Raw genomic sequence first — 14,145 nt, 5'->3', positions numbered from 1 at the left:
TGTTCCCAATCATGCCGTGCGGCGCAGTATCAGCAGATGGCGTTGGCCTTGGCAACCGGGTACGGCCAAGGCGTGTTCGCTATCGAGGTGGAAGTCTGCCGGCAATGCTAGCAGCTCGTCGCTTGGATGAACGCCCTTCATTGCCAGCCAGCGGGTGTCGCGGTCGCCCAAATGGCGCGTCCAGTTACTGAAGTTCTCCATGCTGCTGAACGCCCGGGAAACAATTCCATTGAAAGGCAATTCAGGCGTGAATTCTTCGACCCGGCTGTGGATAACTTGCAGGTTATCCAACTTGAGCTCGAGTTTGACCTGGGTCAGGAAGCGGGTTTTCTTGCCGTTGCTGTCCAGGCACGTCACTTGCGAGTCCGGAAACAGGATGGCCAGCGGAATGCCTGGCATGCCTCCGCCACTGCCAACATCGAGCCAGCGACCGTTTTCGATAAACGGCATCACGCTCAGGCTGTCGAGCAAATGTCGGGAAACCATTTCGTCAGGATTACGTACCGCAGTCAGGTTGTAAGCCTTGTTCCATTTGATCAACAGGGCCAGATAACCCAGCAGCAACTCGTGCTGGGCTGCAGTCAGGTCAACACCCAACTGGCGTGCACCTGTGGATAATTCTTCGGCGTGTTGCGAGGTGACCAACGAACTCAAGCGCTTTGCTCCAACTGACGGCCCGCGCCGCGTTTTTTCAAATGAATCATCAACAACGAAATCGCTGCCGGGGTGACGCCGGGAATACGTGAAGCCTGACCCAATGTTTCCGGCCGAGTTATCCCCAGCTTGCTTTGAATTTCTTTCGACAACCCGGAAATCCCGGTGTAATCGATATCCACAGGCAGCTTGGTGTTCTCACTGGCGCGCAGGCGAGCGATCTCATCCTGCTGGCGGTCGATGTACCCGGCGTACTTGGTCTTGATTTCAACTTGCTCGGCGACTTGTGGGTCTTCGGCACCGTGGCCTGTCACTTCGACCAGACCAGCGTAGTCGATTTCCGGACGGGACAGCAGGTTCAGCAAGTTGTATTCGTGGGTCAGCGGCGTGCCGAATTTTTCGGCAATCGCGTCGCCCTGCTCGGTGCCCGGGCGAACCCAGGTACTTTTCAGGCGCTGCTCTTCCAGCGTGATGCTTTCGCGTTTTTTGCAGAAAGCGGCCCAGCGTGCGTCATCGACCAAGCCCAGCTCGCGACCTTTTTCGGTCAAGCGCAGGTCAGCGTTGTCTTCGCGCAGGATCAGGCGGTATTCCGCCCGGGACGTAAACATCCGGTACGGTTCCTGGGTACCCAGGGTAATCAGGTCGTCGACCAATACGCCGATGTACGCCTCATCGCGACGCGGGCACCAGCTGTCTTTGCCCTGCGCACGCAGCGCTGCGTTGGTCCCGGCCAGCAAACCTTGGGCGCCGGCTTCTTCGTAACCGGTGGTGCCATTGATTTGCCCGGCGAAGAACAAGCCGCCGATGACTTTGGTTTCGAGGCTGTACTTCAGGTCACGCGGGTCGAAGTAGTCGTACTCGATGGCGTAGCCCGGGCGCACGATGTGCGCGTTTTCCATGCCACGAATCGACTGCACGATCTGGATTTGCACGTCGAACGGCAAGGAAGTGGAAATCCCGTTCGGATAAAGCTCGTGGGTGGTCAAGCCTTCGGGTTCGATGAAGACCTGGTGGCTTTCCTTGTCGGCAAAGCGGTGGATCTTATCTTCGATCGACGGGCAATAACGCGGGCCAATACCTTCAATCACCCCGGAATACATCGGCGAACGATCAAGGTTCGCGGCAATGATTTCGTGGGTCCGGGCGTTGGTGTGGGTAATCCAGCAGCTGACCTGTTTCGGGTGCTGTTCTTTGGAACCCATGAACGACATCACCGGGATCGGCGTATCGCCGGCTTGTTCGGTCATTACCGAGAAATCCACAGAGCGCCCGTCGATACGCGGCGGGGTCCCGGTTTTCAAGCGGCCAACACGCAGTGGTAACTCGCGCAGGCGTTTTGCCAAGGCAATCGACGGTGGATCACCGGCGCGGCCACCGGAATAATTCTGCATGCCGATGTGGATAAGTCCGCCAAGGAACGTACCGGTGGTCAACACCACGGATTCTGCGAGGAAACGCAGGCCCATTTGGGTGACAACACCGCGTACCTGGTCCTGTTCGACGATCAGGTCATCCGCTGCTTGCTGAAATATCCACAGGTTCGGCTGGTTTTCCAGGGTTTCACGTACCGCGGCCTTGTACAGGATGCGGTCTGCCTGTGCGCGAGTAGCCCGTACGGCCGGGCCTTTGCGGCTGTTGAGCACGCGAAATTGAATACCACCTTTGTCGGTAGCTATGGCCATGACACCGCCAAGGGCGTCGATTTCTTTGACCAGATGACTTTTGCCGATCCCACCAATGGCGGGGTTGCAACTCATGGCTCCGAGGGTTTCCACGTTGTGCGTCAGCAACAGGGTTTTGACGCCCATGCGTGCTGAGGCCAGTGCTGCCTCGGTACCGGCATGACCGCCGCCGATGACGATCACTTCAAAACGGGAAGGGAAATCCACCACGCACCTCGTGCCTGCTTATCTAGGTAATCAGGAATTGATTGTTGAAAGAGTTTTAGAGCTTTGGCGGCAAGTATAGGGACTTAGCCCTTCCTAAAGAACCCTTTGCACAAAATTTAACCAGCTGTGGATGAATCACTGACAATAGAAATTAAAAAAGAAGAAATTTATAAGATCTTTGTTTTTATGTTTATTTCTATTGAGCCTACTTTCTGTGGATAGATCTCTACAGGCCTTTATTTACAATGTGTACAGAGATTCAAAAGTCTGTGGTCATGTGCCAATGAGGCCCTTGGATAAGTGCTTTAAGCCTGTGGATTAAACAGGTGGTTATCCACAAGGAGGTTTTTACTCAGGTTTCAAGCCCTGTTATCAACCGGGCACAAGGGCGGTTATTCACAGGGCTTAATCCACAGAAATTTGCCCACATGGCCAAATAGCGCCCACACAAAAGCCGCCATAGGCACAGTGGTGAATCAAAAGATGGAATGAAATGCCCTGGAGCGGGCGAAACAGACAGGCGCGAATGGCCTGTCTGTGGACAACGAAGGGTTATTTACCGATGCAGAAGCTGGAAAAGATCCTTCCCAGAAGATCATCGGAGCTGAATGCACCGGTAATTTCGCCCAGCATCTGCTGCGCCTGACGTAAATCCTCAGCCAGCAGCTCTCCTGCGCCCGCCAACGTCAGCTGAGCCCGACCGTGCTCCAACGCCACGCTGGCATGACGCAGCGCCTCCAGGTGCCTGCGGCGTGCACTGAAGCTGCTTTCCGAGGTCTGCTCATAGCCCATGCAGGCCTTGAGATGATCGCGCAACAACTCCAGGCCGTCGCCGGCCGACTTGGCACTCAGGCTGATGGTGACGTGGCCATCTTCGCTGGTTTCCATGGCGATGGCTTCGCCAGTCAGATCCGCCTTGTTGCGGATCAAGGTCACTTTGGCCGGGTCAGGTCGCTGCTCAAGGAATTCCGGCCACAAGGCAAAAGGATCCAAGGCCTCCGGCGCCGTGGCATCCACCATCAGCAGCACCCGATCCGCTTCGCCGATGGCCTTGAGTGCGCGTTCCACGCCGATCTTTTCCACCTGGTCATCGGTATCGCGTAAGCCGGCGGTATCAACCACGTGCAGCGGCATGCCATCGATGTGGATATGTTCACGCAATATATCCCGGGTGGTGCCGGCAATTTCGGTAACGATGGCGGCTTCACGACCTGCCAGGGCATTCAGCAGGCTGGACTTGCCCGCATTCGGACGACCGGCAATCACTACCGTCATGCCGTCACGCAGTAATGCGCCTTGTCCGGCTTCACGCAGCACTGTGGATAACTCATCACGAACTTTATCGAGCATTGCCAGGACATGGCCATCGGCGAGGAAGTCGATTTCCTCCTCCGGGAAATCAATGGCTGCTTCAACGTAGATGCGCAAGCTGATCAGTTGCTCGGTCAGGTTGTGCACACGCATGGAAAAAGCCCCCTGCAGCGAGCGCAGCGCATTGCGCGCCGCTTGTGCAGAACTGGCCTCGATAAGGTCAGCAATCGCTTCGGCCTGGGCCAGGTCAAGCTTATCGTTGAGAAATGCCCGCTCGCTGAACTCTCCCGGACGAGCCAGGCGGCAACCTAACTGCAGGCAGCGCTGTAGCAACATATCCAATACAACCGGGCCGCCGTGGCCTTGTAACTCCAGTACATCCTCACCCGTGAAGGAATTTGGCCCAGGAAAATACAGGGCCAGGCCTTCATCCAGCACCGTGTGATCGGCATCCAGAAATGGGCCGTAGTGAGCGTATCGGGGTTTCAACTCGCGGCCGCTGATGGCCTGGGCTGCCACGCTGGCGAGGGGCCCGGAAATTCGAACGATACCCACACCGCCACGACCTTGAGCGGTAGCGACAGCGGCGATGGTTTCACGAGGAGCGCTCATCAGCAGGTTCCAGAACAAAAGTGACGGAAAGCAAAACGCCCCACTAGGGGGCGTCTTGAGTGGTTATCCACACAGTAAATTATGCCGCAGCTTTGGTAGCCGCTTCAATTTTACGTGTGATGTACCACTGTTGAGAGATCGACAGGCAGTTGTTGACCACCCAGTACAGCACCAGACCTGCTGGGAACCACAGGAAGAAGAAGGTGAAGATGATTGGCATCATTTTCATTACCTTGGCTTGCATCGGGTCCGGCGGAGTCGGGTTCAAGCGCTGCTGGATAAACATGGTTGCGCCCATGATGATCGGCAGGATAAAGAACGGGTCTTTGATCGACAGGTCAGTTATCCACAGCATGAACGGAGCCTGGCGCATTTCCACGCTTTCCAGGAGTACCCAGTACAGCGACAGGAACACCGGCATCTGCACCAGAATCGGCAAGCATCCACCCAGCGGGTTGATCTTCTCTTTCTTGTACAGCTCCATCATGGCCTGCGACATTTTCTGCCGATCATCGCCATGTTGCTCTTTCAGAGCGGCCAGTTTCGGAGCCACGGCACGCATACGCGCCATCGACTTGTAGCTGGCTGCCGACAGAGGGAAGAAGATCCCTTTGATCAGCATGGTCAGCAAGATGATCGAGAAGCCCCAGTTACCGACGATGCTGTGGATATGTTGCAGCAACCAGAAGATTGGCTGGGCAATGAACCACAGAATGCCGTAGTCCACAGTCAGTTCCAGACCTGGGGACAACTCTTTCAGCACGGCCTGACTTTTCGGGCCGGCATACAGAGTGGCGCTGGTTTCGGCCTTGGCACCTGGAGCGACGGTCAACGCCGGGCCAGTAAAACCAATGATGTAGTTGCCTTGGCTGTCTTTGCGGGTTTGAACCAGGTTGGCTTCACCCTTGTTCGGGATCCATGCGGTCACGAAGTAGTGCTGCAACCAGGCGACCCATCCACCTTGGACTGTTTCTTTCAGCGCGCCCTTGTCGATGTCTTTCATCGACACTTTTTTGTACGGCTCGCTACTTGTCCATAGGGCGGCGCCCAGGTAAGTCGCGGTGCCGGTGGCGGTGCTGGAAGAAGGATCGGCACTGTTGTCACGCTTGAGCTGGGCAAACAGGTTGCCCGTCCACGGTTTGGCGCTTTCGTTGTCGATCAGGTAAGTGACCTTCAAATCGTACAAACCACGGGTGAAACTGAAACGCTTGATGTAGTTGACGCCGTCCTGACTGAATTTCAGGTCGACATTCAGCTGGTTCTGGCCATCAGCCAGTTGATAAGTCTTCTGTTCGGTCGAATAAACCGGACGACCGGTAGCACGAGCATCCGGACCGTCAGTGCCGGTCAGGCCACTTTGTGCCAGATAAGTACGTTCACCACCGTTATCGAACAGTTGGAACGGAACATCTGGATGGTCTTGGCGACGTGGATACAGCGGCAGTTTCAACTGCGCGATATCACCACCTTGTGGGTCGATAGCCAGGTCGAGCACATCCGTTTTCACGTGGATGAGGTCTTTGTTGGTGACCACTGGCGTTTCTAGAGGGGCGCTTGTCTCGCCATTCGCGCTGGGAACATCGGCACTCGCGGACGCATTGTTACCCAACGGGGTGTCCGGAATAGCCGGCGCAGCCTGATTGGTAGCAACATTCTGAGTCGGCAGGGCAGCTTGGCCGTAGTCCTGGTTCCACTTAAGAACCATGACGTAGGACACGATTGCCAGGGCGACGATCAGGATCGTGCGTTTAATATCCATGATTACTCGGCCATCGAAGAAGAACGGGAGGTAGGGATAGGTGGAACCGGGTCGAAACCACCGGGATTCCACGGATGACAGCGGCCTAAACGACGAAAGGCCAGCCAGCCACCGCGCAGAAGACCATGATTTTCTATGGCCTCTAACGCGTAGCAGGAACAACTGGGGTAGAAACGACAGTGGTCGGCCATCAGAGGACTAATGGCATAACGGTAAAACTGGATCGGAACGAGGGCCAGTTTACGCATTGGTGCTGTCTACCCCTACAGTTTCGGTGCTGACTGCTGGTGCTGGCTTGTTAGTACGCGCCAAACGTTTCCAGAGCTTGCCGAAATGCTGAATCAATTCGGGGTTTTCTACATCCCCCAAGCCTTTGCGCGCGACGATAACAATATCCCAACCAACCAGAGTGTCCTGGTGGAGGCGAAACGATTCGCGCATCAGACGCTTGAGGCGATTGCGCTCAACGGAGAGCTTTACGCTCTTCTTGCCAATCACCAACCCGAGACGGGGGTGATCCAGATCGTTGTTACGCGCAAGGAGCAGGAGATTTTTCCCCGGAACCTTGCCGGTGGGGGAGTCAAAGACTGCCTTGAAGTGCCGGGGTGTAAGCAGACGCTTTTCCCGACTGAAGTCCTGACTCACCACCAGTACCGGATTATCAAACTGCCAGACGCGCACGACCTTTGGCGCGGCGACGCGACAGGACAGCACGGCCGTTCTTGGTAGCCATGCGAGCACGGAAGCCGTGAGTACGGGCGCGTTTGATGGTGCTTGGTTGGAAAGTACGTTTCATGGCGTTGTTACCTGGTTCGTCCACAACGGGCCGGAATGGCCCCCGTTTTAAGAGACCGGCGATTCTAGAGAAAGCAAGCCTCTAGGTCAATTTCCAACCAGCTTTTCCTTTAATTAGATTCTTCTGGTCCATCAGCACGTTTCTGTTCGCTCGGCTTTCATGAGCAGTGCCATAGATATAAAAATAAAGAAGGAAGTTATTTAAAGCTTTTCTGTAAAGCTTATAAAAGCTAGGGGAGCGATCTTCTGTGGATAACTGCCTTAAGGCCACATTCCACCTGATGTACAGAGAATGACAACTCGGGGGAGAAACGGTGCTCTGCCTGTGCTGCGCTGTCGGATAAGCTGTGTGTGGAATGGGGTTTTATCCACAGGCCAGTTACCCACAGACTTTCGACCCCACTTGTACAACGAGCTTAGGTGCGCTTATCCACAGAGCTTATGCACAGACCATTGGTCGGCTTTTTTACGCTTAACGCATTGATTTTGGGTGCCCTGTGAGCAACCTACGTGTGGATAAGTAGGCGACTGGCCGCTACAATGGCGGCTGTTTTTGCCTCACCGGCTTTCAACTTAGGGGATATCCGTGTCAGTGGAACTTTGGCAGCAGTGCGTGGAGCTTTTGCGCGAAGAGCTGCCTGCCCAGCAATTCAACACCTGGATCCGTCCGCTACAGGTCGAAGCCGAAGGCGACGAGTTGCGTGTCTACGCGCCGAATCGTTTTGTTCTCGACTGGGTCAACGAGAAGTACCTGAGCCGCGTTCTCGAATTGCTCGATGAGCACGGTAATGGCCGCGCGCCTGTGCTTTCCTTATTAATAGGCAGCAAACGAAGCTCTGCACCGCGTGCTGCGCCGAATGCGCCGTTGGCCACGAGTGCCTCTCAGGCTCAGGCAGCAGTGGCACCTGTTAATAACTCATCAGCACCGGTCGCCCAGACGCCTTCAAAATCGGCGTCACAGAAAAACGCACCTATAAATGAAGAGCCGTCCCGCGACAGCTTTGATCCCATGGCCGGTGCCAGCTCTCAGCAAGCTCCGGTCCGCGCGGAACAGCGCACCGTCCAGGTAGAAGGTGCGCTCAAGCACACCAGTTACTTGAACCGTACTTTCACCTTCGAAAACTTCGTCGAAGGTAAATCCAACCAGTTGGCCCGGGCGGCAGCCTGGCAGGTGGCCGATAACCCCAAGCATGGTTACAACCCGCTCTTCCTTTATGGTGGCGTTGGCTTGGGTAAGACGCACTTGATGCATGCTGTGGGTAACCACCTGTTAAAGAAGAACCCGAATGCCAAGGTCGTGTACCTGCACTCGGAGCGCTTCGTGGCTGACATGGTCAAGGCTTTGCAGCTCAATGCAATCAACGAGTTCAAGCGTTTCTATCGCTCGGTTGATGCCTTGCTGATCGATGACATTCAATTCTTCGCGCGTAAGGAACGGTCCCAGGAAGAGTTTTTCCACACCTTTAACGCTTTGCTCGAAGGTGGCCAACAGGTCATCTTGACCAGTGACCGTTATCCGAAGGAAATCGAAGGCCTGGAAGAGCGTTTGAAGTCGCGCTTTGGCTGGGGCCTGACCGTTGCGGTAGAGCCGCCGGAGCTGGAAACCCGTGTCGCGATCCTGATGAAAAAGGCCGACCAGGCGAAAGTCGATCTGCCCCACGATGCCGCTTTCTTCATCGCTCAACGCATTCGCTCCAACGTGCGTGAGTTGGAAGGCGCGCTCAAGCGGGTCATTGCTCACTCGCACTTCATGGGTCGCGACATCACCATCGAGTTGATTCGTGAATCCCTGAAAGACCTGCTGGCACTGCAAGACAAGTTGGTGAGTGTGGATAACATCCAGCGCACCGTGGCTGAGTACTACAAGATCAAGATTTCCGACCTGCTCTCCAAGCGCCGCTCGCGCTCGGTGGCACGTCCTCGTCAGGTGGCCATGGCGCTCTCTAAAGAGCTGACCAACCACAGCCTGCCGGAAATCGGTGATGTGTTTGGCGGTCGCGACCACACCACGGTCTTGCACGCGTGCCGCAAGATCAACGAACTTAAGGAATCCGACGCGGATATTCGCGAGGACTACAAGAACCTGCTGCGTACACTGACTACTTGATGACACCAGCGCAGCTTATTAAGGCAAGGGACTAGACCATGCATTTCACCATTCAACGCGAAGCCCTGTTGAAACCCCTGCAACTGGTCGCAGGCGTCGTCGAGCGCCGACAGACCTTGCCGGTGCTCTCCAACGTATTGCTGGTGGTCGAAGGCCAGCAATTGTCCTTGACCGGTACCGACCTGGAAGTCGAACTGGTTGGCCGTGTTCAATTGGAAGAGCCTGCTGAACCGGGCGAGATCACTGTGCCGGCGCGCAAGCTGATGGACATCTGCAAGAGCCTGCCCAACGACGCGCTGATCGACATCAAGGTTGATGAGCAGAAGCTGGTGGTCAAGGCCGGTCGCAGCCGTTTCACCCTGTCGACGTTGCCTGCCAACGACTTCCCAACGGTGGAAGAGGGCCCGGGCTCGCTGACCTGCAGCCTGGAGCAAAGCAAGCTGCGCCGTTTGATCGAGCGCACCAGCTTCGCCATGGCCCAGCAGGACGTGCGTTACTACCTCAACGGTATGTTGCTGGAAGTATCGGAAGGCATTATCCGCGCTGTTGCCACCGACGGTCACCGTCTGGCCATGTGCTCGATGAAGGCCGATATCGGTCAGCCGGACCGTCACCAGGTGATCGTGCCGCGTAAAGGTATTCTTGAGCTCGCGCGTTTGCTCACCGAGCCGGATGGCAATGTCAGCATCGTCCTGGGTCAGCACCACATCCGCGCCACCACCGGCGAATTCACCTTCACCTCTAAGCTGGTTGACGGCAAATTCCCGGATTACGAGCGCGTGCTGCCTAAAGGTGGCGACAAGCTGGTGATTGGTGATCGTCAGGCCCTGCGTGAAGCGTTCAGCCGTACTGCGATTCTGTCGAACGAAAAGTACCGTGGTATTCGCCTGCAACTGGCCAACGGCCAGCTGAAAATTCAGGCCAATAACCCGGAGCAGGAAGAGGCTGAAGAAGAAGTGGGTGTCGACTACAACGGCGGCTCGCTGGAAATCGGCTTTAACGTGAGCTACCTGCTGGACGTACTGGGTGTGATGACCACCGAACAGGTTCGCCTGATTCTGTCGGACTCTAACAGCAGCGCCCTGGTGCAGGAATCCGACAACGACGACTCGGCTTACGTTGTTATGCCGATGCGCCTGTAACCATGCTCAGCAGAAGCTAGATGTCCCTTAGTCGCGTCTCGGTCACCGCGGTGCGCAATCTGCACCCGGTGACCTTCTCCCCATCACCCCGCATCAATATCCTCCACGGCGCCAACGGCAGTGGCAAAACCAGTGTGCTGGAGGCCATTCACTTGTTGGGCCTGGCACGCTCCTTTCGCAGCGCTCGCTTGTTGCCGGTGATTCAGTACGAGCAATTGGCGTGCACGGTGTTTGGCCAAGTCGAATTGGCCGAAGGAGGGCACAGCAGCCTGGGGATATCTCGTGATCGCCAGGGGGAGTTTCAAATTCGCATCGACGGGCAAAATGCCCGTAGTGCCGCGCAACTCGCCGAAATTCTGCCACTGCAGCTGATCAACCCTGACAGTTTCCGCCTTCTGGAAGGTGCGCCGAAAATCCGCAGGCAGTTCCTCGATTGGGGAGTATTCCATGTGGAACCGCGGTTCATGGCCACTTGGCAGCGCCTGCAGAAGGCCCTGCGGCAGCGGAACTCGTGGCTGCGGCATGGTACACTTGACGCCGCTTCGCAAGCGGCCTGGGACCGGGAACTGTGCCTGGCCAGCGACGAAATAGATGAATACCGCCGCGCCTATATCAAAGCCTTGAAACCAGTCTTTGAGCAGACCTTGAGTGAGTTGTTGGATCTCGAAGGGCTGACGCTGAGCTACTACCGTGGTTGGGATAAAGAACGTGAACTGAGCGCAGTGCTCGCCACGTCCTTGCAACGGGACCAGCAGATTGGCCATACCCAGGCGGGGCCCCAACGGGCTGATTTGCGCCTTAGACTAGGCGCACATAATGCCGCGGATATCTTGTCCCGTGGTCAGCAGAAGTTGGTGGTGTGTGCGCTGCGGATTGCCCAAGGGCATTTGGTTAGCCAAGCCCGGCGCGGCCAGTGTATTTATCTGGTGGATGATTTGCCGTCTGAACTAGACGAACAACACCGCCGCGCGTTATGCCGCTTGTTGGAAGACTTACGCTGCCAGGTGTTTATCACCTGTGTAGACCACGAATTATTGAGGGAAGGCTGGCAGACGGAAACGCCAGTCGCTTTGTTCCACGTGGAACAGGGCCGTATCACCCAGACCCACGACCATCGGGAGTGAAGGCATGAGCGAAGAAAACACGTACGACTCGACCAGCATTAAAGTGCTGAAAGGTTTGGATGCCGTACGCAAACGTCCCGGTATGTACATCGGCGACACCGATGATGGTAGCGGTCTGCACCACATGGTGTTCGAGGTGGTCGACAACTCCATCGACGAAGCTTTGGCCGGTCACTGCGACGACATCAGCATTATCATCCACCCGGATGAGTCCATCACGGTGCGCGACAACGGTCGCGGCATTCCGGTCGATGTGCACAAAGAAGAAGGCGTTTCGGCGGCTGAGGTCATCATGACCGTGCTGCACGCCGGCGGTAAGTTCGACGACAACTCTTATAAAGTCTCCGGCGGTTTGCACGGTGTAGGCGTGTCGGTAGTGAACGCTCTGTCTGAAGAGCTGATCCTGACCGTTCGCCGTAGTGGCAAGATTTGGGAACAGACCTACGTGCATGGTGTGCCACAGGAGCCGATGAAAATCGTCGGCGACAGTGAATCTACCGGTACACAGATCCACTTCAAACCTTCTGACGAAACCTTCAAGAATATCCACTTCAGCTGGGACATCCTGGCCAAGCGTATTCGTGAATTGTCCTTCCTCAACTCCGGTGTGGGTATCGTCCTCAAGGACGAGCGCAGCGGCAAGGAAGAACTGTTCAAGTACGAAGGCGGCCTGCGTGCGTTCGTTGAGTACCTGAACACCAACAAGACTGCGGTCAACCAGGTGTTCCACTTCAACATCCAGCGTGAAGACGGCATCGGCGTGGAAATCGCCCTGCAGTGGAACGACAGCTTCAACGAGAACCTGTTGTGCTTCACCAACAACATTCCACAGCGCGACGGCGGTACTCACTTGGTGGGTTTCCGTTCCGCACTGACGCGTAACCTGAACACCTACATCGAAGCCGAAGGCTTGGCCAAGAAGCACAAAGTCGCCACCACCGGTGACGATGCGCGTGAAGGCCTGACCGCGATTATCTCGGTAAAAGTGCCGGATCCTAAGTTCAGCTCCCAGACCAAAGACAAGCTGGTCTCTTCCGAAGTGAAGACCGCCGTGGAACAGGAGATGGGTAAGTACTTCTCCGACTTCCTGCTGGAGAACCCGAACGAAGCCAAGTTGGTTGTCGGCAAGATGATCGACGCTGCACGTGCTCGCGAAGCGGCGCGTAAAGCCCGTGAGATGACCCGTCGTAAAGGTGCGCTGGACATTGCTGGCTTGCCAGGCAAGCTGGCTGACTGCCAGGAGAAGGACCCCGCCCTCTCCGAGCTATACCTGGTGGAAGGTGACTCTGCTGGCGGTTCCGCCAAGCAGGGTCGTAACCGTCGCACCCAGGCGATCCTGCCGTTGAAAGGTAAGATTCTCAACGTCGAGAAGGCCCGCTTCGACAAGATGATTTCCTCCCAGGAAGTTGGCACCTTGATCACGGCGTTGGGCTGCGGTATTGGCCGTGACGAGTACAACATCGACAAGCTGCGCTACCACAACATCATCATCATGACCGATGCTGACGTCGACGGTTCGCACATCCGTACCTTGCTGCTGACGTTCTTCTTCCGTCAGTTGCCTGAGTTGATCGAGCGTGGCTACATCTATATCGCGCAGCCGCCTTTGTACAAAGTGAAAAAAGGCAAGCAAGAGCAGTACATCAAAGACGACGACGCCATGGAAGAGTACATGACGCAGTCGGCCCTGGAAGATGCCAGCCTGCACTTGAACGACGAAGCCCCGGGTATCTCGGGTGAGGCGTTGGAGCGTCTGGTTAACGACTTCCGCATGGTGATGAAGACCCTTAAGCGTCTGTCGCGCCTGTACCCTCAGGAACTGACCGAGCACTTCATCTATCTGCCGGCCGTAAGTCTGGAGCAGTTGGGTGATCATGCAGCGATGCAAGATTGGCTGGCTCAGTACGAAGTACGCCTGCGCACTGTTGAGAAGTCCGGCCTGGTGTACAAAGCCAGTCTGCGTGAAGACCGTGAACGTAATGTGTGGCTGCCAGAGGTCGAGTTGATCTCCCACGGCCTGTCGAATTACGTCACCTTCAACCGCGACTTCTTCGGCAGTAATGACTACAAGACGGTCGTGACCCTTGGCGCGCAGTTGAGCACTCTGCTGGATGATGGTGCTTATATTCAACGTGGCGAGCGTAAGAAAGCGGTCAAGGAGTTCAAGGAAGCCTTGGACTGGCTGATGGCGGAAAGCACCAAGCGTCACACCATTCAGCGATACAAAGGTCTGGGCGAGATGAACCCTGATCAGTTGTGGGAAACCACCATGGATCCAGCTCAGCGTCGCATGCTGCGCGTGACCATCGAAGACGCCATTGGCGCAGACCAGATCTTCAACACCCTGATGGGTGATGCGGTCGAACCTCGCCGTGACTTCATCGAGAGCAATGCCTTGGCGGTGTCCAACCTGGACTTCTGATCAGGTGTAGGTGCACTGAATAGTGGTTCGGCTAATCACCACTGATATGCCGACCATGCGAAGAAGGCCCGCGGACAGCGGGCTTTTTTTTGCCCGCATTATTTGCTGCCAAGGTCTTGGGACGTTTCTAACGACAGCAGGCTTTTTAGCATGGGAAAATAATTTTTAGATGGGGGGTTGACCACGTATTCTAATACTGTATTATTCGCCTCCCGCTAACGAGCAACTTGAACAAAGTTGCTACTTAAGTATTTGATTTTATTAAAAGATCATAAAATTTTAAGTGTGTTAGCTGGTGAGGTGCTGTAGAATGCGCGCCTCGGTTGAGAT

The 14,145-nt window shown here is 55.8% G+C and carries 11 protein-coding genes; 4 read left to right on the top strand and 7 right to left on the bottom strand.

Translation table 11 applies throughout. From position 1 onward, the window contains the following. Nucleotides 1–9: 9 nt before the first annotated feature. From rsmG to rpmH, 7 genes are all read right to left on the bottom strand, one after another. A complete protein-coding gene (gene rsmG, locus ACI77D_RS22465) occupies nt 10–654 on the bottom strand; it encodes a 16S rRNA (guanine(527)-N(7))-methyltransferase RsmG (protein WP_064454826.1) in 645 nt (214 codons plus the stop codon). Continuing rightward, nucleotides 651–2,543 carry a tRNA uridine-5-carboxymethylaminomethyl(34) synthesis enzyme MnmG gene (gene mnmG, locus ACI77D_RS22460; protein ID WP_407017518.1) on the bottom strand — a complete coding sequence of 631 codons (1,893 nt, stop codon included), beginning with the start codon at nt 2,541–2,543 and terminating at the stop codon, nt 651–653. Before mnmG ends, rsmG begins: the two co-directional genes overlap by 4 nt. A gap of 552 nt (nt 2,544–3,095) precedes the next feature. After that, complete coding sequence (gene mnmE / locus ACI77D_RS22455) at nt 3,096–4,466, bottom strand: tRNA uridine-5-carboxymethylaminomethyl(34) synthesis GTPase MnmE (RefSeq protein ID WP_407017517.1); 1,371 nt, start codon at nt 4,464–4,466, stop codon at nt 3,096–3,098. Between the two features lie 79 nt (nt 4,467–4,545). Further along, entirely contained in the window at nt 4,546–6,225 is a 1,680-nt protein-coding gene (yidC, locus tag ACI77D_RS22450) for a membrane protein insertase YidC (protein WP_064454828.1), read from the bottom strand. Nucleotides 6,226–6,227: 2 nt separating this feature from the next. After that, a complete protein-coding gene (gene yidD, locus ACI77D_RS22445) occupies nt 6,228–6,473 on the bottom strand; it encodes a membrane protein insertion efficiency factor YidD (RefSeq protein ID WP_073636650.1) in 246 nt (81 codons plus the stop codon). Further along, the gene (gene rnpA / locus ACI77D_RS22440; RefSeq protein WP_026013533.1) at nt 6,466–6,870 is read right to left on the bottom strand and encodes a ribonuclease P protein component; all 405 of its coding nucleotides are present in this window, start codon (nt 6,868–6,870) and stop codon (nt 6,466–6,468) included. The genes yidD and rnpA overlap by 8 nt, the downstream gene beginning before the upstream one ends. Before the next feature lie 16 nt (nt 6,871–6,886). Continuing rightward, entirely contained in the window at nt 6,887–7,021 is a 135-nt protein-coding gene (rpmH, locus tag ACI77D_RS22435; RefSeq protein ID WP_003213577.1) for a 50S ribosomal protein L34, read from the bottom strand. Between the two features lie 585 nt (nt 7,022–7,606). Here rpmH and dnaA point away from each other — a divergent pair. The 4 genes from dnaA to gyrB are packed head-to-tail and all read left to right on the top strand — an operon-like array spanning nt 7,607 to nt 13,815. After that, a complete protein-coding gene (dnaA, locus tag ACI77D_RS22430; protein WP_064449985.1) occupies nt 7,607–9,127 on the top strand; it encodes a chromosomal replication initiator protein DnaA in 1,521 nt (506 codons plus the stop codon). A gap of 38 nt (nt 9,128–9,165) precedes the next feature. Further along, on the top strand, nt 9,166–10,269 hold the full coding sequence (gene dnaN, locus ACI77D_RS22425) for a DNA polymerase III subunit beta (protein WP_053258802.1): 1,104 nt from the start codon (nt 9,166–9,168) through the stop codon (nt 10,267–10,269). A gap of 20 nt (nt 10,270–10,289) precedes the next feature. Then, entirely contained in the window at nt 10,290–11,393 is a 1,104-nt protein-coding gene (gene recF / locus ACI77D_RS22420; RefSeq protein WP_064449986.1) for a DNA replication/repair protein RecF, read from the top strand. 4 nt (nt 11,394–11,397) lie between these two features. Next, nucleotides 11,398–13,815 carry a DNA topoisomerase (ATP-hydrolyzing) subunit B gene (gene gyrB / locus ACI77D_RS22415; protein ID WP_064449987.1) on the top strand — a complete coding sequence of 806 codons (2,418 nt, stop codon included), beginning with the start codon at nt 11,398–11,400 and terminating at the stop codon, nt 13,813–13,815. The last annotated feature ends 330 nt before the right edge of the window (nt 13,816–14,145 follow it).

Source organism: Pseudomonas sp. O39 (assembly GCF_045447295.1).
Classification (GTDB): Bacteria; Pseudomonadota; Gammaproteobacteria; order Pseudomonadales; family Pseudomonadaceae; genus Aquipseudomonas; species Aquipseudomonas antarctica_A.
This window is presented reverse-complemented; position numbering and strand designations above follow the sequence as displayed.